Annotated in this window: 19 protein-coding genes; 12 read left to right on the plus strand and 7 right to left on the minus strand. The window is 72.5% G+C overall.

Annotated elements, in window-relative coordinates:
• Positions 1-19 precede the first annotated feature (19 nt).
• The 4 genes from ABGA99_RS22615 to ABGA99_RS22630 form a co-directional block, all read right to left on the minus strand.
• A complete protein-coding gene (locus ABGA99_RS22615) occupies positions 20-1,270 on the minus strand; it encodes a histidine kinase (protein ID WP_347580022.1) in 1,251 nt (416 codons plus the stop codon).
• A 149-nt stretch (positions 1,271-1,419) separates the two neighbouring features.
• The gene (locus tag ABGA99_RS22620; protein WP_347583300.1) at positions 1,420-2,649 is read right to left on the minus strand and encodes a DUF4032 domain-containing protein; all 1,230 of its coding nucleotides are present in this window, start codon (positions 2,647-2,649) and stop codon (positions 1,420-1,422) included.
• 29 nt (positions 2,650-2,678) lie between these two features.
• On the minus strand, positions 2,679-4,400 hold the full coding sequence (locus ABGA99_RS22625; protein WP_347580020.1) for an ABC transporter ATP-binding protein: 1,722 nt from the start codon (positions 4,398-4,400) through the stop codon (positions 2,679-2,681).
• A gap of 182 nt (positions 4,401-4,582) precedes the next feature.
• Positions 4,583-5,806, minus strand: a complete 1,224-nt coding sequence (locus ABGA99_RS22630; RefSeq protein ID WP_347579923.1) for an FAD-binding oxidoreductase — start codon at positions 5,804-5,806, stop codon at positions 4,583-4,585.
• A gap of 130 nt (positions 5,807-5,936) precedes the next feature.
• Between ABGA99_RS22630 and ABGA99_RS22635 the strand changes: the two genes are divergently transcribed.
• Positions 5,937-6,944 (plus strand): sigma factor-like helix-turn-helix DNA-binding protein, encoded by a 1,008-nt coding sequence (locus ABGA99_RS22635; RefSeq protein WP_347579922.1) that lies wholly within the window; start codon positions 5,937-5,939, stop codon positions 6,942-6,944.
• Between the two features lie 22 nt (positions 6,945-6,966).
• Here the strand turns inward: ABGA99_RS22635 and ABGA99_RS22640 are convergent, their stop codons facing one another.
• Positions 6,967-7,299 (minus strand): hypothetical protein, encoded by a 333-nt coding sequence (locus ABGA99_RS22640; protein WP_347579921.1) that lies wholly within the window; start codon positions 7,297-7,299, stop codon positions 6,967-6,969.
• A gap of 459 nt (positions 7,300-7,758) precedes the next feature.
• On the opposite strand from ABGA99_RS22640, the gene ABGA99_RS22645 reads away from it, so the two are divergent.
• Positions 7,759-8,319 (plus strand): LmbU family transcriptional regulator, encoded by a 561-nt coding sequence (locus ABGA99_RS22645; RefSeq protein ID WP_347579920.1) that lies wholly within the window; start codon positions 7,759-7,761, stop codon positions 8,317-8,319.
• A 651-nt stretch (positions 8,320-8,970) separates the two neighbouring features.
• Positions 8,971-9,951, plus strand: a complete 981-nt coding sequence (locus tag ABGA99_RS22650) for a ParB N-terminal domain-containing protein (protein ID WP_347580019.1) — start codon at positions 8,971-8,973, stop codon at positions 9,949-9,951.
• Positions 9,952-10,225: 274 nt separating this feature from the next.
• On the opposite strand, the gene ABGA99_RS22655 is transcribed toward ABGA99_RS22650, so the two are convergent.
• Both ABGA99_RS22655 and hppD read right to left on the minus strand, forming a co-directional pair.
• Positions 10,226-11,359 (minus strand): alpha-hydroxy acid oxidase, encoded by a 1,134-nt coding sequence (locus tag ABGA99_RS22655; protein ID WP_347579919.1) that lies wholly within the window; start codon positions 11,357-11,359, stop codon positions 10,226-10,228.
• Entirely contained in the window at positions 11,340-12,446 is a 1,107-nt protein-coding gene (hppD, locus tag ABGA99_RS22660; protein ID WP_347579918.1) for a 4-hydroxyphenylpyruvate dioxygenase, read from the minus strand. The genes ABGA99_RS22655 and hppD overlap by 20 nt, the downstream gene beginning before the upstream one ends.
• A gap of 217 nt (positions 12,447-12,663) precedes the next feature.
• Here hppD and ABGA99_RS22665 point away from each other — a divergent pair, with 217 nt between their 5' ends.
• The 9 genes from ABGA99_RS22665 to ABGA99_RS22705 all read left to right on the plus strand — a co-directional run bounded on the left by ABGA99_RS22665 (position 12,664) and on the right by ABGA99_RS22705 (position 22,105).
• Positions 12,664-13,785 (plus strand): prephenate dehydrogenase, encoded by a 1,122-nt coding sequence (locus tag ABGA99_RS22665; RefSeq protein ID WP_347583301.1) that lies wholly within the window; start codon positions 12,664-12,666, stop codon positions 13,783-13,785.
• Between the two features lie 183 nt (positions 13,786-13,968).
• Entirely contained in the window at positions 13,969-15,363 is a 1,395-nt protein-coding gene (locus tag ABGA99_RS22670) for a PLP-dependent aminotransferase family protein (protein WP_347583302.1), read from the plus strand.
• Positions 15,364-15,491: 128 nt separating this feature from the next.
• On the plus strand, positions 15,492-16,622 hold the full coding sequence (gene dpgA, locus ABGA99_RS22675; RefSeq protein ID WP_347583307.1) for a 3,5-dihydroxyphenylacetyl-CoA synthase DpgA: 1,131 nt from the start codon (positions 15,492-15,494) through the stop codon (positions 16,620-16,622).
• 14 nt (positions 16,623-16,636) lie between these two features.
• Positions 16,637-17,299 (plus strand): enoyl-CoA-hydratase DpgB, encoded by a 663-nt coding sequence (gene dpgB / locus ABGA99_RS22680; protein WP_347583303.1) that lies wholly within the window; start codon positions 16,637-16,639, stop codon positions 17,297-17,299.
• Positions 17,296-18,600 (plus strand): (3,5-dihydroxyphenyl)acetyl-CoA 1,2-dioxygenase DpgC, encoded by a 1,305-nt coding sequence (gene dpgC / locus ABGA99_RS22685; protein WP_347579914.1) that lies wholly within the window; start codon positions 17,296-17,298, stop codon positions 18,598-18,600. Before dpgB ends, dpgC begins: the two co-directional genes overlap by 4 nt.
• Positions 18,601-18,708: 108 nt before the next feature.
• Positions 18,709-19,512: an alpha/beta hydrolase gene (locus ABGA99_RS22690; RefSeq protein ID WP_347579913.1), complete on the plus strand. Its 804-nt coding sequence runs from the start codon at positions 18,709-18,711 to the stop codon at positions 19,510-19,512.
• A 248-nt stretch (positions 19,513-19,760) separates the two neighbouring features.
• Positions 19,761-20,414, plus strand: coding sequence for a response regulator transcription factor (locus ABGA99_RS22695; protein WP_047020619.1), 654 nt, complete (start codon positions 19,761-19,763; stop codon positions 20,412-20,414).
• Between the two features lie 9 nt (positions 20,415-20,423).
• A complete protein-coding gene (locus tag ABGA99_RS22700; RefSeq protein WP_347579912.1) occupies positions 20,424-21,725 on the plus strand; it encodes an ATP-binding protein in 1,302 nt (433 codons plus the stop codon).
• Between the two features lie 149 nt (positions 21,726-21,874).
• Entirely contained in the window at positions 21,875-22,105 is a 231-nt protein-coding gene (locus tag ABGA99_RS22705; RefSeq protein WP_347579911.1) for an MbtH family protein, read from the plus strand.
• Positions 22,106-22,122: the final 17 nt, after the last annotated feature.

Below are 22,122 nucleotides of genomic sequence, written 5' to 3' on the forward strand. Positions count from 1 at the left end.
AGCGAAACCCGTCTATCGCTCACATCCCGCCGGGGCCGCTCTGCACCGCGTCCGGATGGAACTTCGGCACCCGGACGTGCACCTTCGTCCCGGCGCCCGGAGCGGTCTCGATGACGAGCCCGTAGGCGTCCCCGTAGACCTGCCGCAGCCGCTCGTCGACGTTCCGCAGCCCGATGCCCGGCGCCCGCGGCGCGTCCCCCGCCAGCTCGGCCAGCTCGGTCAGATCCCCGGCCAGGGTGCGGGCCAGCGTCTCCGCCGCCATGCCGGCGCCGTCGTCCTCGACGCTGATCAGCGCCTCGCTGCCGCCGTCCGCCGCGGTGATCGTGAGCCGGCCGGGGCCCGGCTTCTTCTCCAGCCCGTGCCGAACGGCGTTCTCCACCAGCGGCTGCAGGCACAGGAACGGCACCACGACGCTCAGCACCTCCGGCGCCACCCGCAGCGAGACCTCCAGCCGGCCGCCGAAGCGGGCGCGCTCCAGCAGCAGGTAGCGGTCGATGCAGCGCAGTTCCTCGGACAGGGACGTGAAGTCGCCGTGGCGGCGGAAGGAGTAGCGGGTGAACTCGGCGAACTCCACGATCAGCTCGCGGGCGCGCTCCGGGTCGGTGCGCACGAAGGAGGCGACGGTGGACAGGGAGTTGTAGATGAAGTGCGGCGAGATCTGCGCGCGCAGTGCCCGCAGCTCCGCCTCGCTGGCCGCGGCCCGGGAGCTGTCCAGCTCGGCCAGCTCCAGTTGCGCGGAGACCCAGCGCGCCACCTCGGAGGCGGCGCGCACCAGGCCCGCGGAGGCCTGCGAGGTGAAGACGGCGAGCACGCCGTCGACGCGGCCGGCGACCGCGAGCGGCACCGCCACGGCGTGCCGCAGCGGGCAGTCCGGCCAGGTGCAGGCCACCTCGCGGGGGCCGATGACCTGCGTCCGGCCGCTGTCCGTCACCTGGGCCGCGGCGTCGGGGACGGCTTCGGAGTGGTCGTGGCCCGGTTTGCCCTCGGGGCCGTCCCAGGCCAGCAGCTCGCCCTTGGCGTCGGCGAGCGCGAGCGCGGGCGCGCCGAGCAGGTCTCGCAGGTGCGGGGCGGCGCGGCGGGCGGTCTCGGCGGTGAGACCGGCGCGCAGCGGAGGGCCGGCGAGGGAGGCGGTGTGCAGCGTCTCGTACGCGGCGCGCTCCTGCGGCGTGCCGTACTGCCGGTTGCGCGCGACGCGCACGCCGATGAGCGCCGCGGCGGCGCAGAGCACCACGACGGCACCGAGCAGCAGCGCGGCGGTGGCGGCCGACATCCCGGGCATGGACGGGACGCTACCGCGCCGGGGGCGGTCGGCGGCAGCGGGCGTCGTCAGGCCCAAGGCCCGGCCGGGTCGCAGGCGGCCGCCTTCCGGGGCGTGGGCCGCCTTCCGTGGGCTGCCTTCGGAGGGCGTGGACCGGGCCGTCAGCCGGTGGTGCCGGCCACGGAGCCCGGCAGCACGTTCTCGACGTAGTCGGCGACCGCGGCGTCGATCCCCACGTCCTGCTGCGTCTGCTCGGCCAGCAGCCAGCGGTGCTCCAGCACCTCGTGGTAGACCTGCGCCGGGTCGAGCTGGCCGCGCAGCGCCAGCGGCACCGCACCCACGGTCGGCCGGAACACCTCCCGCACCCAGCGGTGCGCCAGCACCTCGGGCCGGGCGCCGAGCGGGTCCCCGGGCGCGTAGTCGTCCTGGGTCGCCATCCAGCTCTCCAGGTCGTTCAGCAGCCGGCGGGCCTGGTTCTCCTCGGTGTCCATGCCGGTCAGCCGCAGCAATTGGCGCTGGTGGTGCCCGGCGTCGACGACCTTGGGCACGAACGAGACGGTGTCGCCGCCCGGCGAGTGTGTGATCTGCATCTCGGCGACGTCGAAGCCGAGGTCGTGCAGCCGGCGTATCCGGCGCTCGATGTAGTGCCGCTTGTCGGCCGGGTAGACCGACTGCCGGGTCAGCTCGTGCCACAGGTCTCCGTACCGCTCGGCGATGGCCGCGCCGAACGGGATCGGGTCGATCGACGGGTGCAGCGCCCCGGAGGCCTCCAGGTCCATCAGCTCGCCCGAGATGTTCATGCGGGCCAGCTCGATGTCGTACTCCCGCTGGCCGTGGCTCAGCCGCGGCTGGATCTGCCCGGTCTCGGCGTCCACGAGATACGCGGCGTACGCGCCGGCGTCCCGGCGGAAGAGGGTGTTGGACAGCGAGCAGTCGCCCCAGGCGAAGCCCGCCAGGTGCAGCCGGACGAGGAGCACGGCCAGGGCGTCCATCAGCCGGTTCACGGTGCCCGGGCGCAGCGTCGTCGCGAACATCGCCCGGTACGGGCGCGAGCCCACCAGATGCCGGGTGACCAGCGCCGGCTCCAGCGGCTCGCCGTCGGCGCCGGTGCGTCCCGTGACGACCGCGAGGGCGTCCACGGCGGGGATGCCGAGCCGGTCGAGGTCGCGCAGCAGCTCGTACTCCCGGCGGGCGGCGCGCTCGGGCACCTCCTTGATCGCCACGACTTCGTCGCCGGCCTCGGCGAAGCGCACCACGTGCCGCGAGATGCCACGCGGCAGGTCGACCAGGCAGCTCTCCGGCCAGGCGTCGAGCGGCAGCTCCCAGGGCAGGTCGAGCAGCGCGGCGGGATGCTCCGGGTTGGTGGCGCTGATCTGCAGCTCCGGGCGCACGGCGGTCCTCCTTCGTCGTTCGTCCTCCATCATGCGGTGCCGGCCGCGGCGACGAGGAACTGGGTGGTGGCCAGCTCCGCGTAGAGGCGGTCGCCGGCGACCAGCTCGGCGTGCGTGCCCATGGCCCGCACCTCGCCGGCGTCCATCACCACGATCCGGTCGGCACTGGTGACGGTGGACAGCCGGTGGGCGACGACGAGCACCGTGGTGCTGCGCGCCACCTCCGCGACGGTGTCGCGCAGGGCCGCCTCGTTGACCGCGTCCAGTTGCGAGGTCGCCTCGTCCAGCAGGAGCAGCCGGGGCCGGCGCAGCAGCGCACGGGCGATCGCGACGCGCTGGCGCTCGCCGCCGGACAGCTTGGTGCCCCGGTGGCCGACGAGCGTGTCCAGGCCCTGCGGCAGCCTCGCCACCAGTTCCTCGAGCCGGGTGGTCCGCAGCACCTCCCGTACGTCCTCCTCGCCGGCCGCGGCGTTGCCCAGCAGCAGGTTGTCCTTCAGCGAGCCGGAGAGCACGGGGGCGTCCTGCTCCACGTATCCGATCGCGGCGCGGAGCGCGGGTATCTCCCATCGGGTCACGTCGTCGCCGTCGAGGAGTATCCGCCCGGCCGTCGGTTCGTAGAACCTCTCGATCAGCGAGAAGACGGTCGTCTTGCCCGCCCCCGACGGGCCGACGAACGCCGTCATGCCGCGCGGCGGTATCGCGAAGCTGACGCCGTGGTGCACATACGGCAGGTCGTCCGCGTACCGGAAGCGGACGTCCTCGAAAGCCAGCGCCGCCGGCTCGGTGCCCGGCTCCGGCAGCGGCGCGGGCTCCGCGACGGGCTCGGCCGGCAAGAGCTGCGCCTCGCGGATACGCTCCAGCGCGGCGGCCCCCGTCTGGTATTGCGCGACCGCGCTCACCACCTGCTGGATCGGCGACATCAGATAGAAGACGTAGAGGAGGAAAGCGACGAGCGTGCCGACGCCGATCGACCCGGTCGCCACCCGCGCGCCGCCCACCGCCAGCACGGTGATGAACGCGACCTGCATGGACAGCCCCGCCGTGTTCCCGGCCAGCGCCGACCACTTGGCGGCCCGCACGCTCTGCCGCCAGGACTCCTCCGCCGCCGCGTGCACCGCCCGCTCCTCGCGGTGCTCGGCCCCCGAGGCCTTGATCGTGCGCAGCGCGCCGAGCACCCGCTCCAGCGCCGCACCCATCAGGCCCACGGATTCCGCCGCCCGCTTCGCCGCCCGGTTGATGCGCGGCACGATGATGCCGATGACCGTGCCGGCGGCGAAGATCACGCCGGCGGTCACGGCGAGCAGCACGGGGTCGACGACGCCCATCAGCACCAGCGTCGCCACGGCGGTCAGACCGCCGGTGCCGAGCCCGACGAGGGTGTCGGTGGTGACCTCGCGCAGCAGCGTGGAGTCGGACGTCACCCGGGCCATCAGGTCTCCGGGCTCCGTGCGGTCGACGGCCGCGATGCGTAGCCGCAGCAGATACGAGCTGAGCCGGCGCCGCGCCGTCAGCACCACCGACTCGGCGGTGCGCCGCAGCACGTACGAACCCAGTGCCCCGACCCCGGCGTTGGCGACCACCAGCACCGACATCACGACCAGCGCCCCGGCGATGGACCGGTCATGCGACAGATCGTCGATCAGCGAGCGCGCCACCAGCGGCAGCGCGAGGCCGGTGGCGCCTGTCGCCAGGGACAGCAGCGCTCCGGCGAGCAGTGCCCAGCGGTGCGGGCGCGCGTACGCGAGCAGCATCCGCCAGGGCGGTGTGCCTGCTTCGAGGGTTTTGTCCACGGCCACTTCGCACCTCCGGCGATCTCACGGGGATCCTACGGCGGCGGCCCGAACAGCGCCGGAAGTTATCCACAGGCCCCCGAGGCGGCTCGGGGCTCCGGGCGTCGCAGGCCCGGCACGGCACCCTGCCGGACGCCGGAGCCTCACCCCGCGGCGTAGATGTCCCGGTAGTGGCGCAGTGCCCGGCGCCGCAGGTCTCCGGCCGGCTCGCCCGCGAAGCGGTCCGGCGCCAGCGCCGCCAGGTCCGCTCCCGTCTCGCCGCCGTCCATCGCCTCCGCGAGCACCGCCGCCGCGCCCGCGGCGTGCGTGACCCAGATCGCCGTCGCCGACCACAGCCCGGGCAGCCCCGCGAACGGGCCGAGCAGCGGCAGGTTGTCCGGGGTCACCGAGAAGACCCCGTTGAGGCGGACGGCGGGCGTGAAGCGGTGCGCGGGCGGCAGCAGCGCGAGCGCGGCGCTCACCGCCCCGTCGAACGGCTCGCCCGGCCAGGGCTCCTCCGCCTGCACTCCGAGGTCCGCGGGCGCCACCGGCCGCAGGTCGTGGTCGTACGTGCCGATCCCGTCCCGGTCGCCGTGGTCGCGGGCGTAGACATGGTGCTCGGGCCAGCGGACGAACGGCCCGCACGGATGCCGCGCCGGGCGCGGCCCGCCGTAGACGTACGGGTGGGACACCGGCGTCAGCGGCAGTTCCACGCCCGCCTGCGCGGCGAGCAGCGGACCCCAGATCCCGGAGGCGAGCACCGTGTCGTCGGCCGGCACGAGCGTGCCGTCGGCGAGCCACACGCCGTGCACCCGCCCGGCGCGTATCTCCAGGCCCGTCGCCTCGGCGCCGTCGGCGAACTCCGCGCCCCGCGCCTCCGCCCGGCGCCGCTGCACCGCGGTCAGCAGCCCGGCGCGGGCGGTGCCGTCGCCGGGGAAGTGCAGCCCGGCCACGGCCGTCTCCGGGTCGACGAGCCGCGGCGCCAGCGCGGCGGCCTCCTCGGGCCCCACCAGCCGGGCGGCCAGGCCCGCGGCCTCTGCCGCGGCGGCGCGCCCCCGCAGCGTTGCGTACGCGGCGGCCGTGGTGGCGACCTCCAGGCAGCCGGTCTCCTCGAAGCCGGCGCCGCCTTCCGCACGGGCACCGCGGATCGCGTCGTAGTCGTCCGTGAGCCCCCGGTAGATCCGCAGCGTGGCGCGGGCCAGCCCGGTGAGGACCGGGGCCTCGCCGAGCACGCCGACGTAGCCGGGCGCGTGGCCCGTGGACCCGTAGAGCCGGCCGGCGGGGGAGCGGTCGAGGACGGTGACCTGGCAGCCGTCCCGCCCGGCCAGCTCCCGGGCCAGCGACGAACCGACGATGCCGGCCCCGACGATCACGATGCGGCGAGTCATGCGGCGATCGGACCACGGGGCTCGCGCGGACGGCAACGCCGTCTCACGACCTGAGCACCCTGGCCGCCTTGTCACATCGGCCGCGCTTCGCTGGTCACGGTGGTGACAGGTGGAACGGAGGAAGGACCCGATGGACGAGCACGAGTTCCTGGCGCTGCGGTTCGAGGAGCATCGAGCGCATCTGCGCGAGGTCGCCCACAGGGTTCTGGGCTCGGCCGAACTGGCCGAGGAAGCCGTGCGCGAGGCGTGGTTGCGGGTGAGCCGTGCCGGACCCGGCGGGGTGGAAAGCCTCGACGGCTGGCTGCGGATGGTCGTGGGCGAGGTCTCCCTGGACATCCTCCGGGCCCGGGCCGCGCGAGGAGGGGACCCGGTGGACGACCTCGAATCCGAGAAGCCATCTAACGGAGCAAAAGCGACTATCGGTGATCCTGGCGTCGCGGGAACGGGCGAGCGCGGCCCGCGCAAGGTGTCGTTCCGGGGCGACTCCATCGGGATCGCCCTGCTCGCCGTGCTCGACTCGATGGCGCCCGCGGAGCGGCTGGCCTTCGTGATGCACGACCTGTTCGCCGTCCCGTACGACGAGATCGCTCCGATCCTCAGGCGCTCGCCGGCCGCGACCCGGCAACTGGCCCTCCAGGCCCGGCGGCGCGTGCAGCGCCCCGCGGCCGAGCGCGCGGACGACCCCCGCCGTGCCCAGGACGCGCTGGGCGCACGCTCTGCCGGCTCGAACGCCGCAAGCGCCGCTACGGCCGCGGGGGCGCCGGCGGACTGGGGCGTCACCGCGCGATGGAGTGCGATCGCCGGCGCTTTCCTCACCGCTTCGCGCGGGGAGGACTTCCACGCGCTCGTCGCGCTGCTCGACCCCGACGTGGTGCTCCGCGCCGACGCCGCCGCGGTGGCCGCGGGTGCGGCGGAGGAGGTGCGCGGCGCGGTGGCGGTCGCCGACGTCTTCACGGGGCGGCTCAGGGCCGCCCGCCCGGCGCTCGTGGACGGCTCGCCCGGGCTGGTGTGGATGCACCAGGGGCGGCCGCGCATCGCGTTCGCCCTCGCCGTCGCCAACGGCACGATCGTCGGCATCGACGTCATCGCCGACCCGGACCACCTCGGCCGGCTGGAGTTGCAGCCCCTCGACGGCTGACCACGCCGGCCCGGCCCGCCGTTCAGCCGTGGTCCGCCGCGAACACCTTCGTGCGGGGGCCTTCGACGGCCGCCGCGGGGGCGTCCTCGAGCGGGACCACCACATTCACCACCGTGAGCTGCTGCCCGCAGTTGGGGCACGCGTGCGCGATGCCGAGCCCCGGCTGCTCCGCGGCCCGCGGCGGCTGCGTCTCCGCCCGCGGCACCGCGCCGTTGACTCCGGCGGCGGCCCTCCGGTGCTGACCGCGCCACCACCGCGCCTTGCACCGTGGGCCGCAGAACCTCCGGTTGGGGCTGGTGCTCGTCCAGGTGAACGCGGCACCGCACTCGGCGCAGTGCCGGGTCTGGGTGACCATGGTTCCTCCTCGTCCGGCCCGGCGGGGCCGGCACCGTCGGCTCGGGGTTTGGTGACAAGTAGATCGGGGGGAGGGTTACTGCGCCGGAACGCCTGCCGTAACCGCGGTGCAACCCACGGTCCACCCGCAGCGGTGGTTGAGGTGAAAGCAGGCACAGGAGAGGAGCGCTGTCACCGCGCTGCAACCTGCCGCCACGGATGATGGGATCAGCACGGTTGATCGCGTGCGGCCCCGGTCGGCGGACCGCGGCCCTGCGGAGCAGGCCGGCGGTTGTCCGGTCGGGTTGACGAGGAAGCGCGTCGCAGATCGGCAGGTGAGGTGCGCAGCATGTCCATGGGAGAGACGCGCGGAACCGGCCCCGCGACGAACCCGGCGGCCCGTGCTTCGGGCCGCCCGCCCGCGAGTCAGGCCCCGGCGCCGACGTCCCCGGCCCCGTCGCGTCCCCCCAACCGCCTCTCGGTGAACGGCCGTTCCACCACCCGGCGTACGGCGCTGACCCTGCCGCCCGGCCTGCCGATGGCCGAATGGAGCCATCTGGGGCGGCAGATCTTCGTTATCGCGGATTCTTCGGCGTGGTGGCTCGGCGACTGGCTCATCTACGGCAGGAGCCACTACCCGGACCGCTACAAACGAGCCTTGGCGGAGACCTCTTTCGATTATCAGACTCTCCGCAACTACGCCTGGGTGGCGGGGAAATTCCCTCCGTCGCGACGGCGTGACAAGCTCAGCTTCCAGCATCACGCGGAGGTCGCGGGGATGTCCGCCGGCGCGCAGGACGAATGGCTCACCCGCGCGGAGCGGGGCGGGTGGACCCGTAGTGAGCTGCGCAAACAGATCCGGGCGAGCCGCCGGGTCACGGCGGAGGGCGCAGGTGCCTCACTCGTCCAGATGAGCGTCGTGGCGGAGCGCCGGGTGCGGTGGCAGAAGGCGGCCGAGGCCGTCGGTCTGGGACTGATGGAATGGATGGTCCTGATGCTGGACGAGGCGGCAGAGGAGCCCCTTGCGGACGCCTCCGGGTAACCGGTGGACCAACAACTCCCGGGAACGCGCGCGGTGTTGGCGAAGTCGGACCTTCCTCATGCATGCCCATTCTACGGAATGTTTCGTTCCGGTATTTTCTCGCCCGCCTCCCGCGCCTTGTCCCGCCGGCGGGACAAGGCGGCTTGATTCATGCGACGTATGACACCCCGAAGTCTTTCGGGGAATTCGTGACGCACGGGATCCTTGGGGCGGCATTTATCCGGATTCTCGCCTTCCGCCCCGGGCGAGCTGTGATTTTGAAGAGCGACCATGCGCGGCACATGTCAAATGCCTGGTGTGGTGAGCTGTGTTCGGTGGGGCGTGGGGTGCCTGATCGGGGGCGGCGCTGTTAGAGTCGATGTCCGAACGGGGGAACATTCACTCGCTTCGTCCGGGAGCGAAGCGAGTAGCGGGGGAGAATCGAATGGCGTCGACTGCGGAGCCGGTGTCCGCGTCGATCTGACGTCATTCCGATCACCCCCACATCCCCTGTTTCGAGAGGTCTGACCTCTCGGTCGCCGGTTCCGTCGGCGACCACATCAGTACGGCTGCGTCAAGGGATTGTTCGAGTTCCGGTAATCGCACGATTGGGTTCGGGCCACGGCCCGGCTCACCGGAAGTTGGATCGGGGAGGAATTGAAGTTGACGTCCGTGCAGGGGCATCTCGATCAGATGCCGGTCGAGGTCGAAGTCCGCAGTTTACGGAGAGCCGGCTCGCCTCGGACTTCGGGAGAAGATCGAGAGCATGTAAGAGTACTGGCGCAGGCACAAGCCGAACTGCCGCCCATCGTCGTACACCGCGCGACCATGCGGGTCATCGATGGGCTTCATCGACTGCGGGCCGCCGAGCTCCGTGGTCAGGACACCATCGCCGTCCGCTTCTTCGACGGGACCGAGGCGGACGCCTTCGTCCTCGCCGTGGAGTCGAACATCGCCCACGGGCTGCCGCTGACCATGGCGGACCGGAAGCGGGCCACGAGCAGGATCATACTGTCGCATCCGCAGTGGTCGGACCGGATGATCGCGTCGGTGACGGGCATCGCCCCGGCGACCGTCGCGGCCATCCGCCGGCGTGAGTCGGCGGACACCGCCGCCACCGGCCACCGGGTCGGCCAGGACGGCCGCGTACGGCCTCTCAACGGCAGTGAGGGGCGCAGGATCGCGAGCCGGATGATCAGCGAGAATCCGAGCCTGTCGCTGCGGCAGGTCGCCCGGGCCGCGGGGATCTCCCCGGAAACGGTCAGGGACGTCAGAAACCGCATGCGCAGGGGAGAGGGTCCGCTGCCGGTGCCGCGGCAGCGCAGTACGCCGCGCATCGAGAGCAGACCGAAGGTGGTGGCGGTATCCGCGGGCGTGGCGACGACGGCCGCGGCGGTCCGGATAACGGTCGACGACCGCGGCTCGGCGGTCAACCGGCTGAAAGCCGACCCGGCGCTACGGCTGAGCGAAACCGGCCGGACGCTCCTTCGGCTTCTCAACATTCACACACTCAGCGGTGACGAGTGGGAGGAGATCATCGGCAACGTACCCGCGCACTGCCGCGGTGTCGTCGCCCAACTGGCGCGTGAATGCGCCGGGATCTGGAAGGACATCGCGATGCGGATGGAACGCGAAAGCGCCCGGCCGCTGTGACCGCGGCGCTTTGCGGACGCCGTGGAGTCGCCGTAGCGAACCGCGACGGGTGACAGGGCAGGAATGCAGGTGATCCCCCGCCGAAAGACGGCGGCGGTCCCTGCGTGGCGTGCGTGTCCTCGTCATGGTGCTGGGACCAGGACACGCACGTCCGCTGTCCTGTCCGCGAAATTCCACGCGTGTCCAACCATCCGAATCAAGCTGTTGGACGGCCCGGGTGCGCCGTGTTGTCGGCGGACCCGGGCCGCAGCCATGCGCGGGGAGTGCCGTACGCCTACAGCGAGCCCTCGGAGTGCTCGCCGAACCCACCGCATACGGTGCGCAGTTCGCGGGCGTCCGCGACGTTCCTGCAGCCGGAGAGACCGAGTGCGTCGCGCAGTTGGTCGCCCAGCAGCTCCAGCACCCGCCGCGCACCCGCCTCACCGGCCGCGGCCAGCCCCCAGATCACCGGCCGCCCCACCAGCACCGCGGAGGCGCCGAGCGCGAGGGCCCGTAGCACATCCGTCCCGCCGCGGACGCCGCTGTCCATCAGCACCTCGCAGCCGCCCCCCACCGCTGCGGCGACCTCCGGAAGCGCGTTGATGCTGGGCACCGCGCCGTCGAGCTGCCGCCCGCCGTGGTTGGACACCACGATCGCGTCCACCCCCGACTCCGCCGCACGGAGCGCGTCCCGGGCATCGAGCACGCCCTTGAGGATCAACGGCAGCCGGGTCTGAGCCCGCAGGACCGCCACCGACTCCCACGTGACCGACGGCGAGAACACCTCGGCCGTGTGGGCTGCGACCGCGGAGGCGCCACCGCGGCGGCGGTGCGCCGTGGAGTCCGCGGCGGCGAAGTGGGCGGCGCGTACGCCCCGGGGGAGCGCGAACCCGTTACGCACGTCTCGCAGCCGGCGGCCCATCCACGGCACGTCGACGGTGAGCATGACCGCCGTACAGCCGGCGTCCTCCGCCCTGCGCACCAGAGCGAGGGTCCGCGCCGTGTCCCGCAGCCAGTAGAGCTGGAAGAAGACCGGGCCGCCGACACCCGTGATCTCCTCGATGGGCACACTGCTCAGCGTGCTCGCCGTGAACGGCACACCCGCCGCCTTCGCCGCCCGCGCCGCGGCCGTCTCGCCCTCGGCGCACACCAGCCGGTGGTACGCCACCGGCGCCACCGCCACCGGCATGGACACCGGACGCCCCAGCAGCGTCGACTCCGTCGTGCAGCCCGAGACGTCCCGCAGGGCGCGCGGTACGACGCACACCCGGTCCAGCGCCGCCCGGTTGGCCGCCAGCGTCGTCTCCGCGCCGCTGCCTCCCGCCACGAAGTCCCGTACCTCGGGCGGCAGGACAGCGGCGGCGGCCCGCTCGACGTCCGCGAGCGCGTGGACCGTAGCGCCCGGGGAGTCAGCGCCGGGACTGTCCACGCTGGCCGGTCCTCTCCAGTTCCACGGCCTCGTACAGCGCCTTGATGTTCGCGCTGCCGAAGGTCTGCGCCCCCTGCCGCTCGATCACCTCGAAGAACAGGGTGTGCCGCGGGTGGGTGGAGGCGGTGAAGATCTGGAACATCTGCCCGTCGTGGTCCTCGTCGGCCAGCACGTTCGTCGACCGCAGGTCCGCCAGCCGCGCCCGGCTCAGCGACGGGATGCGCGAGCCGAGCATGTCGTAGTACGAGCCCGGGGTGGTCAGGAACGCGATGCCGCGCCGTGCCAGGGTGCGCACCGAACGCACCGCGTCCGCCGAGGAGAAGGCGAGGTGCTGGACGCCGGAGCCCTGGTGCCCCTTGAGGAACTCGTCGATCTGGCCCGGGTCCGCGGTCGGGTCCGGCTGGATGAGCGTGAGTGTCACCGCGCCCGACCGGCTCTGCACGACCTTCGACTCCATCGCCTGCGAGCCGACGACGATGCGCTCCTCGAAGACGAAGTCGAAGCCCAGCGCCTGCCGGTAGAAGTCGACCGTGGGGTCGAGGCTGCCGGTGTCGAGGCAGACCGCGACGTGGTCGATCTCGTCGAGCCCCACCGCGTCCGCGCGCCCGTCGTCCTCCCGCAGCGCCGGCGCGAACCCCACGGGCAGCCCCGCGTCCGCCCGGGGAGCGCGCTGCACGAGCGTGTGCACCACGTCCCCGAACCCGCCTATCGCGGCCGTCACGGCCGGCCCGTCGCCGTCGTGCGCGGTGGGCTCGTGCACCACTCTGGCGCCGCGGGCCGCCGCCGCGTCGAACGCGGCCCGGACGTCGGCGGTGCGCAGCGCGATGTCGGCCACGCCGTCGCCGTGTGCCTGGACGTAGGCCGACGCGGGGTGCTGGTCGGAGGTGGCCTCGGTGAGCACGAGGGTGATGCGGCCGTGGCGCAGCGCGATACTCCGGTGTTCCGGTGAGCCGCCGGTGCCGACGACCGAGAAGGCGTACTTGTCGACCCAGTCGAAAGCGGCGGCCTCCAGACTTCCGACGTACATCTCCACATAGTCGATGGCCACGTCGCCGAACGGAACTCCGGCCTCGCTGAAATCATGCATGACTGTCCCCTGGTCACGAAGTGGCATGCGTTTCCCGGACTGTAGGCGACCGGTCGCGAATCTGGCTACGTGCGTCTTTTCTGGACTCTCACACTGTTGGGCGGCGGCCCCGGGTGCATAAGCTGTTGCGCCGTTTCTGCTAATCGGTCCACGGCTTTCGGGCGGGATCTTCCGAGCGCAATCCTTCCATCAGGTTCTTTCGAACAGGGGATGTCTGGTGATTCGCTCCATAGCCGTCGTGGGCACCGGCCTGATCGGTACCTCCGTGGCCCTGGCCGCCTGCCGCCAGGGCGTGACCGTGTACCTCTCCGACCACGACGCCACGGCCGCCCGCACCGCGGCCGGGCTCGGCGCCGGTCTGGCCGAAGAGCCGCCGGGGCCGGTCGACCTGGCCGTGATCGCGGTCCCGCCCAGCAAGGTCGGCGCGGTGCTGATCGACGTGCAGCGCCGCGGCCTCGCCCGCGCGTACACCGACGTGGGCAGCGTGAAGGCGGTGCCGGAACGGGCCGCGCTGAACGCCGCGCCCCAGCCCGCGCGTTACGTCGGCGGGCACCCGCTGGCCGGTCGTGAGCGCTCCGGGCCGCTGGCGGCCCGCGGCACCCTCTTCGAGGGCCGCCCCTGGGTGCTCACCCCGTCGCGGCTCACCTCGCCGGCCACCCTGGAGCGGGGCCGCCGGCTGGCCGGGCTGTGCGGCGCCGTCCCACTGGTGATGGCCAGCCGCGCCCATGACGACGCCGTCGCCCTGACCTCCCATGCTCCCCATCTGCTGGCCAGCCTGATGGCCGCACGGCTGCAGGACGACCCCACCGGGGTGTCCCGCCTTGCCGGCCAGGGGCTGCGCGACGTCACGCGCATCGCCGGCGGCGACTCCCGGCTGTGGGCCGACATCATCGAGACCAACGCGGCTGCCCTCGCCGGAGTCGTAAGGAACGTGCACGCCGACCTCACCCGGCTGGTGCCGGCGCTCGACGCGCTCGCCGGGAACGGCACCGGGGACCGTGAGGAGGGCCTGCGGACCGTCGTCGACCTGCTCGACCGCGGCATCGCCGGCCTCGGTGCGATCCCCGGCGCCCGCCCCGAACCCGCGGGCCACATCCCCGCGCTGCGCGTTGCCGTCCCGGGCCGCCCGGGGGAGTTGGGGCGTTTCCTCGGCGCGGTCACGGGCCTCGGCGTGGATGCCGAGAGCGCGTCGGTGGACACAGCCGCGGGTGGCGGATTCACGGTACGGTGCCGCGTGCACCCGTCCGACGTCTGCCGAATCGCGGCGAAACTCAAGGCCGACGGGTGGGACGCGGAGGCCGACGGCGGAGACGCCGAACTCACGCCCGCTTCCCGATGACCTTCCGCACATTTTCATGAACATGTACGTCATCGTCCAACCGCGGGAATTGTCCAAGTGCGCTCGCGCGTGTCCAAGTGTGCAGATTGCTCTCTTGGACGGCGTTGTCGAAATACGCGGGGGCGTGCTTTTCTAAGCGCCGGAAGACGACTTCATCAACTGCCTTCGCGTGGGGGAATTTCCATGGCCGCTCCGGGTCCCGAAGCACTCGTCGCCGGCGCGGGGCCGCATCCCCCGGTGCCGGGCGCCGCCGCGCCATCGCCCCCCGCTCCGTCCGCGCGCCCGCTGCGCAAGGCCGAGCTGCACGGCAGCGTGTCCGACCCCGTGCTGGACACGATGAACTTCCTCAACGAGATCACCCTCCGCTACCCGGACGCGATCTCCTTCGCCCCCGGCCGGCCGTACGACGGGTTCTTCGACACCGAGCAGGTCTTCACGCACATGCGGACCTACCTCGACCATCTGGCCGCCCGGGGCGGCACGCCGGAGGACATCCGTACCGCCCTCTACCAGTACGGCCCGACCGCCGGGCAGATCCGCGAGATCATCGCCGAGTCGCTGCGCGCGGACGAGGGCATCGACGTGCAGGCCGAGTCCGTCGTCGTGACCGTCGGCGCCCAGGAGGCCATGCTGCTGGTGCTGCGCGCGCTCATCGGCGGCCCCGACGACGTGCTGATGGTCGCCAGCCCCTGCTACGTCGGCATCACCGGGGCGGCCCGGCTGCTCGACATCGCCGTGCACCCCGTGGAGGAGCGCGAAGACGGCCTCCACGCCGCCGATCTCGAAGCCGCGGTGCTGGCGGAGAAGGCGCGCGGCCGTCGACCCCGCGCCTTCTACCTGGTCCCCGACCACTCCAACCCCTCCGGCACCACGCTCGCGCCCCAGGCCCGCACGGACCTCCTCGATCTGGCCGCCCGCCACGACCTGCTCATCCTGGAGGACAGCCCGTACCGGCTGGTGAGTCCCGGCCCGCCGCCGCCCACCCTGAAGTCGCTCGACCGCACCCGCTGCGTCGTCCACCTCGGGTCGTACTCCAAGACCGTCTTCCCCGGCGCGCGCGTCGGCTTCGCCGTCGCAGACCAGACCGTCGTCGACGACTCCGGGGCCACCAGCCTGCTCGCCGACGAACTCGCCAAGATCAAGAGCATGGTGACGGTCAACACCCCGTCGCTGAGCCAGGCGGCGGTCGCCGGCGCGCTGCTGACCGCGCAGGGGCTCGTCTCCGAGCTGAACTCCCGCGCGGCCGCGTACTACGGAGCCGCCATGCGGGCCATGCTCAGGGCCTTGGACGTGCGGCTGCCCGCCGAGCGCAGGAGCGCGCTGGGAGTGCGGTGGAACCGGCCCGAGGGCGGCTTCTTCCTCACCGTGCAGGTGCCGTTCCCCGCCGACGATGCGGCACTCACCCGCTCCGCCCAGGACTACGGCGTCATCTGGACGCCGATGAGCCACTTCTACCCCGGCGCCGGCGGCGGCCGCCGCGCCCTCCGGCTCTCCACCAGCTATCTGACCACCGAGGAGATCGAACAGGGCACCGCGCGCCTCGCCCGCTTCATCGAAGCCGAGGCCGCGGGCGCGTGACACCACGGGCCCCGACCGTTCTCCCTTCTCCAGCCGACCGACTCCAGCGGGAAAGGACCGCACGTGAACGGCATCAGCGGAGCACAACGACCGCGTAGCAAGAAGCGCATGTGGGGGTGGACCTTCCGATGATCACCCGCGTGGAGCGTGCGGAGCTCCTGGATCCGCGGTCCGCGACAGCACGGGTGCCCGGTCCGTACCGGCCCCGCCTCCTCGGGGTGGGCACGGCCGCCACCCCCACGACGTACACCCAGCAGGAGGTGCTCGACGCCTTCGGCATCACCGACCCCAGAATCAGCTCCGTCTTCCTCAACAGCGCGATAGAACGGCGCCATCTGACCCTGCCGGCCCCCGACGAACACGGAGTCCGGCACTCCGAGCCGCAGGGCGACCTGCTCGACAAGCACAAGGCCACCGCGATCGAGATGGGCGCAGAAGCCCTCCGCGCCTGCCTGAAGAGCGCCGGCTACGAGCTGTCGGACCTGCGCCACCTGTGCTGCGTGACGTCCACCGGCTTCCTCACCCCGGGGCTCAGCGCGCTGCTCATCCGCGAGTTGGGCATCGACCGGCACTGCAGCCGGTCCGACATCGTCGGCATGGGCTGCAACGCCGGGCTGAACGCGCTGAACGTCGTCGCCGGCTGGTCCGCCGCCCACCCGGGCGAACTCGCCGTCGTCCTCTGCGCCGAAGCCTGCTCCGCGGCGTACGCCTTCGACGAGACCATGCGCACCGCCGTCGTCAACAGCCTCTTCGGTGACGGCGCCGCCGCCGTCGCGCTCATGTCCGGCGCGCCCGCGGTCCGCCCCGACGGCGCCCGCGGACCCGACGTGCTGAAGTTCGCCAGTTGTCTCATCCCCGAGGCGCTGGAGGCGATGCGCTACGACTGGGACCGCGACCAGGACCGGTTCAGCTTCTTCCTCGACCCGCTGATCCCGTACGTCGTCGGCGCCCACGCCGAACTCGTCGTCGACCGCCTGCTGGAGGACACCGGGCTGCGCCGCAGCGACATCCGGCACTGGCTGGTGCACTCCGGCGGCAAGAAGGTGATCGACGCCGTCGTCGTCAACCTCGGGCTCACCCGCCACGACGTTCGCCACACGGTCGGCGTGCTGCGCGACTACGGCAACGTGTCGAGCGGCTCGTTCCTGTTCTCGTACGAGCGGCTGCTCGGCGAGGACGTCACCCACCCCGGAGACCACGGCGTGCTCATGACCATGGGCCCGGGCTCCACGATCGAAACGGCGCTGGTCCGATGGTGAGGGCGGAGGGTGCGATGGGCGACACGCTCACGCTGAGAATCGACGGGACCGAGCCGCCGACGGCCGCGGCCGTCAAGGCGCTCGGCACGGTCTGCGACGCGGCGGAGGACGGCGACGGCACCGGCATCGTCACGGTGTACGTCACCGGCGCCCCCGAGCCGGGCTGGACCCGGGGGCTCGACGTCCAACTGGTCAGCAAGTGGGAGCGAGCGCTGCGCCGGCTCGAACGGCTGCCGGCGGCCACGGTCGCGGTCGCCCGCGGCGACTGCGGCGGCACGGCGCTCGACGCCCTCCTCGCCGCCGACATCCGCGTCGCCACCCCCGGCACCCGGCTGCTCGTCGCCCGGGACGGGGAGGCCACCTGGCCCGGCATGGCGAGCTACCGGCTCGTCCACGTGGCCGGCGTCGCCCGCATCCGCCGGGCCGCGCTCTTCGGCCTGCCCATCGACGCCCCCGAAGCGCAGGCGCTGGGCCTGGTCGACGACCTCGCCGCGGACCCCGCGAGCGGCGTCGCCGCGGCCGCCGGGCTGGTCAGCGGTCTCTCCGGCAAGGAAGTCGCCATCCGCCGGCAGTTGCTCTTCGACGCCACGACGGCCAGCTTCGAAGAAGCACTCGGCCGGCACCTCGCCGCCTGCGACCGGTCGCTGCGGGCGGACGCCGCCCGGGTGGTCCCGTGACCGCGGACCGGCGAGCGGCGACCGCCCGGGACGCCTGGCCGGAGGTCGGCGCCGCGCTCGTCCGGGCCGAGGGGACGATCGCGGCGCTGCCGCCACGCGGCGCCCGCTCACCCGCCCAGCGGACCCGGGCCGCCGGGGTGCTCGACGAGGCCCGCGCGCTGCGCACCGCCTTCCTCGACACCCACGTCGACGCCGTCTACGACCGCCTCACCGACGGCCGCACCACACCCCTGCGGCTCGCCGGCCTGGTCTCGGCCGCCGCCGTCGCGTACCCCGGGCTCGTACCCACCGCGGGGCAACTGGCCGCCGAGCGCACGCGGCTCCAGGCGGACAAAGAAGGCCACGAGATCGACCAGGGCATCTTCCTGCGGGCCGTGCTCGCCTCCCCTGTCGCCGGCGCCCACCTGCTCGACGCCATGCTGCGCCCCACGCCCCGCGCGCTGGAGCTGCTGCCGCGGTTCACCGAGACCGGCCTGGTCGACACCCGCTCCGTCCGGCTCGAACGGTGCGACGGAGCGGCGTATCTCACGATGCACCGCGACGACTGCCTCAACGCCGAGGACGAGCAGCAGGTCGACGACATGGAGACCGCCGTCGACCTCGCGCTGCTCGACCCCGGTGTCCGGGTCGCCGTGCTGCGCGGCGGCGAGATGACGCATCCGCGTTACCTCGGCAGGCGTGTCTTCAGCGCCGGTATCAATCTCAAGAGCCTGCATGCGGGCGACATCTCGCTGGTGGGCTTCCTGCTCCGCCGCGAGCTGGGCTACATCCACAAGATCGTTCGCGGGGTGCGCGGTGTCGGCGGCGCGCCCTGGCACTCCCGCACCGTGGAGAAGCCCTGGATCGCGGCCGTCGACACGTTCGCCATCGGCGGCGGCATGCAACTGCTGCTCGTCTGCGACCACGTGCTCGCCGCCTCGGACGCCTACGTGTCCCTGCCCGCCGCCCGCGAAGGCATCGTGCCGGGCGCCGGGAACTTCCGGCTCGGCCGGCACACCGGACCGCGGATCTCCCGGCAGGTCATCCTGCAGGACCGCCGGCTCCGGGCGACCGACCCCGACGCGCGGCTGGTCCTCGACGAGGTGGTCGAGCCGGCCGGGATGGACGACGCGATCGCCGCCGCCGTCGACCGGCTCTCCAGCCCCGCCGTCGTACCCAACCGGCACATGCTCAACGTCGCCGAGGAGCCGGCGGACGAGTTCCGGCGCTATATGGCCGAATTCGCGCTGCAGCAGGCCCTGCGGATCCACGGTGCGGACGTCGTCGGCAAGGCCGGCCGGTTCACGCAGCGGTCGGCGTGATCATTGTCCGCGGCAGCCGGGCGACCGGCTGCCGCGGACGTACCCGCCGCCGCAGAACCACCGGCCGCCGAAGGAACCGCAGGCAACCCAAGGAAGGGAGCCAGCCCGATGCCCACCGCCAGGATCAACGGGATCACCCTCGGCTTCGACGACCACGGCGCGGGGGAACCGGTCGTCATGGTCACCGGCACAGGCGCCCCCGGACGGATCTGGCGCACCCATCAGGTGCCCGCCCTCACCGCCGCCGGCCACCGTGTGATCACCGTCGACAACCGCGGGATGCCTCCGAGCGACCCGTGCCCCGAAGGCTTCACCCTCGCCGATATGGCCGCCGACACCGCCGGGCTCATCGAGCACCTGGACCTCGCCCCTTGCCGTCTCGTCGGCTTCTCCCTCGGCGCGAGTATCGTCCGGGAACTCCTGCTCGCCCGCCCGGAACTGGTCCGGCAGGCCGTCCTCATGGCACCCACCGGCCGCGCCGACGGCCTGGTCTCGGCCATGACCGCCGCCGAACTCGACCTCTGCGACAGCGGTGTGAAGCTCCCCCCGCGCTACGCCGCGTACGTCAACGCCCTCCAGAACCTCTCCCCCCAGACCCTGAATGACGAGGCGACCCTGCGGGACTGGCTCGACGTCTTCGAGATGACGGCCGCCGACATGTCGGCGTTCCGCGGGCAACTGGAACTGCAGACGACGGTCGACCGACTCGGCGCGTACCGGCGCATATCCTGCCCGTGCCTGGTCATCGGCTTCGGCGACGACCTCGTCATCCGCCCGCACCTGTCGCGTGAGGTCGCCGCCGCCGTTCCCGGCGCCGCGTACGTCGAGATCCCCGGCTGCGGCCACTACGGCTATCTGGAGAAGCCGGACACCGTCAACGCGGCCGTTCTCGACTTCTTCGCCGCCGCCTGAGCCCCGCTCGTTGCGCCCGCCACCAGCAGGAAGACCCCGGCCGGAACCCGTCCGCCGAAACCCCGGCCTTATACCCGGCCGCGCTAATCTGAAGGCGGTTCCCGCCGAGCACGGGGACACGACGAAGTGAAGCGCTGTGACCGCAGTGTGACGCAAGGTGGGGGATCGTCAGCCATGATGGCCGTTCTCGAACGCCTGTCCGCCGCATCCTCACCTTGCGCCCGCGAGACCGCCGGCAGGTGCCGCTGATGAGGGTTTTGGTAGTCGAAGACCACGCTGAGCTGGCCGACTCGGTGGCACGGGTGCTGCGCCGGGAGGGTATGGCCGTCGATGTCGTGTACGACGGATCCGACGCGCTGGAGCGCACGATGACCGTTGACTACGACGTCGTCGTCCTCGACCGCGACCTGCCCGGCGTCCACGGCGACGAGGTGTGCAAGGAGCTGGTCTCCCAGCCCCACCACGCCCGTGTGCTGATGCTCACCGCCTCCGGGACGATCATCGACCGCGTCGAAGGACTGAACCTCGGCGCAGACGACTATCTGCCCAAACCCTTCGCCTACGCCGAACTGGTCGCCCGGCTGCGGGCCCTCGCCCGCCGCGCCCAGCCCGCCGTACCCCCCGTGCTGGAGCACGGCGACCTCCGGCTCGACCCCGCCCAGCGCTTCGCCACCCGCGGCGGCGAACGGCTGACGCTCACCCCCAAGGAGCTCGCCGTCCTGGAGTGCCTGCTCTCCGCCCAGGGCCGGGTGGTCTCGGCGGAAGAACTCCTCGAACGGGTGTGGGACGAGGCGGCCGACCCCTTCACCACCACGGTGAAGACCACGATCAACCGCCTGCGCTCCAAGCTCGGTCTGCCCCCGGTGATCGAGACGGTGCCGCGGAGCGGCTACCGGATTTGAGGTACGCCCATGGGGCCGTCGAGACTGCACCTGGCCGTCCTGAAGCGCGTCGGCGCGATGTCCGCGCAGCTCACGCCCCGCCGGGTGCGGGTGCGCCTCACGCTCCTGTACGGCTCGCTGTTCGTCCTCTCCGGCGCCGTGCTGCTGGCGATCACGTACCTCCTCGTCGCCCGCCCCTCCGGAGGGCTGGTGACGTTCAAGGACGTGCAGTACGGCTCCTCCCGGTCCTCCGCCCAGGCGGACACCCGCACCTACCGGCTCGACGAGGACCTCGGCAGCCTGGAGGGCGGCATCGTCGAGGAGATGCGCCAGCAGGCGTGGCGTCAGCGGGAGGCGATGCTCGACCGGCTGCTCATGCAGTCCGGGCTCGCCCTCGCCATCATGTCGGTCATCGCCATCGGGCTCGGCTGGGTGGTCGCCGGCCGTGTCCTGCGGCCGCTGCGCACCATGACGAGCACCATCCGCCACATCTCCGCGCGCAACCTGCACGAGCGCCTGGCCACCGGCGGCCCGCCCGACGAGCTGAAGGACCTCGCCGACACCGTCAACGGGCTGCTCGGCAGGCTGGAGACGGCGCTCGAATCCCAGAAGAGGTTCGTCGCCAACGCGGCCCACGAACTGCGCACACCCCTCACCCTCGAACACGCGCTGCTGGAGGAAACCCTCATCGACCGCGGCGCCACCCTCGAATCCTTCCGCGCCAACTTCGAGCGGCTGCTGACGATCAGCAAGCAGCAGGCCACCCTCCTGGAGTCGCTTCTCACCCTGTCCAGCAGCGACCGGGGGCTGGACAGCCGGGAACCGCTCGACCTCGCGGCGCTCACCCACGAGGTCCTGCCCGCCTTCCGGCCGGAGATCGGCCGGCGCGAGCTGGCGGTCCGTTCGGCCATCGAACCGGCCCGTATCTCGGGTGACTCCGCCCTCATCCACCGGCTGGTGGCCAACCTCCTCGACAACGCCATCGACTACAACGTCCCGGGCGGGAGCGTCGAGATCGCCACCGGTGTACGCGACGGGGGCGCGTACCTCTCCGTCCGCAACACCGGCGCCGCGGTGCCGCCGGACCAGGTCGAGCGCCTCTTCCACCCGTTCCAGCGGCTCCGCCGCACCGCCGGTGACGGGCACCACGGGCTGGGCCTGTCGATCGTCCGCTCCATCGCCACCGCCCACGGCGCCACGCTCACCGCCGAGGCCGGAGCCGGCGGCGGGCTCGCCGTGACCGTCGCCTTCCCCCTGCGGGACGACGGGCCCGGCGAGGACGCCCGGGCGGCCAGGCTCACCGAGTCCGGCACCGCTCCCGCCCATTTCTGAGACGGCCCTTTCCGTTTCCCCCGAATAACTCCCGTCCAACTGCTGACAATTCACAGTTGGACACCTTCCCGTTGTCCAACCTTGTCGCCTTCTGCCCGCCTGGTTAGTGTGTATTCCGGCTTGAGGAAACCTCACTGACGGGAGCGGTCATGGCGAATCCGTTCGACAACGAGAACGGCACTTTCCTGGTGCTGGTCAACGACGAGAACCAGCATTCCCTCTGGCCCGCCTTCGCCGAAGTCCCCGCCGGCTGGAAGCCCGTGTTCGGCGAGGAGAGCCGCAAGGCGTGCATGGACTACATCGAGGAGAACTGGACGGACATGCGGCCGAAGAGCCTCATCGAAGAGATGGACCGGCACGAGCAGGCCGCCGCCCGCTAGGACGCCCCGGCCCGACG

Source organism: Streptomyces sp. B5E4 (assembly GCF_039871555.1).
Classification (GTDB): Bacteria; Actinomycetota; Actinomycetes; order Streptomycetales; family Streptomycetaceae; genus Streptomyces.

What these genes read in the sequence shown, in the direction of transcription:
- ABGA99_RS22635 (WP_347579922.1), top strand. Translation starts at nt 5,937, where the DNA reads ATGGACGAGCACGAGTTCCTGGCGCTGCGGTTCGAGGAGCATCGAGCG.
- ABGA99_RS22615 (WP_347580022.1), bottom strand. Translation starts at nt 1,270, where the DNA reads ATGTCGGCCGCCACCGCCGCGCTGCTGCTCGGTGCCGTCGTGGTGCTC.
- ABGA99_RS22625 (WP_347580020.1), bottom strand. Translation starts at nt 4,400, where the DNA reads ATGCTGCTCGCGTACGCGCGCCCGCACCGCTGGGCACTGCTCGCCGGA.
- ABGA99_RS22705 (WP_347579911.1), top strand. Translation starts at nt 21,875, where the DNA reads ATGGCGAATCCGTTCGACAACGAGAACGGCACTTTCCTGGTGCTGGTC.
- ABGA99_RS22670 (WP_347583302.1), top strand. Translation starts at nt 13,969, where the DNA reads ATGGCCGCTCCGGGTCCCGAAGCACTCGTCGCCGGCGCGGGGCCGCAT.
- ABGA99_RS22690 (WP_347579913.1), top strand. Translation starts at nt 18,709, where the DNA reads ATGCCCACCGCCAGGATCAACGGGATCACCCTCGGCTTCGACGACCAC.
- hppD (WP_347579918.1), bottom strand. Translation starts at nt 12,446, where the DNA reads ATGCATGATTTCAGCGAGGCCGGAGTTCCGTTCGGCGACGTGGCCATC.
- dpgB (WP_347583303.1), top strand. Translation starts at nt 16,637, where the DNA reads ATGGGCGACACGCTCACGCTGAGAATCGACGGGACCGAGCCGCCGACG.
- dpgA (WP_347583307.1), top strand. Translation starts at nt 15,492, where the DNA reads ATGATCACCCGCGTGGAGCGTGCGGAGCTCCTGGATCCGCGGTCCGCG.
- ABGA99_RS22630 (WP_347579923.1), bottom strand. Translation starts at nt 5,806, where the DNA reads ATGACTCGCCGCATCGTGATCGTCGGGGCCGGCATCGTCGGTTCGTCG.
- ABGA99_RS22695 (WP_047020619.1), top strand. Translation starts at nt 19,761, where the DNA reads ATGAGGGTTTTGGTAGTCGAAGACCACGCTGAGCTGGCCGACTCGGTG.
- ABGA99_RS22640 (WP_347579921.1), bottom strand. Translation starts at nt 7,299, where the DNA reads ATGGTCACCCAGACCCGGCACTGCGCCGAGTGCGGTGCCGCGTTCACC.
- ABGA99_RS22700 (WP_347579912.1), top strand. Translation starts at nt 20,424, where the DNA reads ATGGGGCCGTCGAGACTGCACCTGGCCGTCCTGAAGCGCGTCGGCGCG.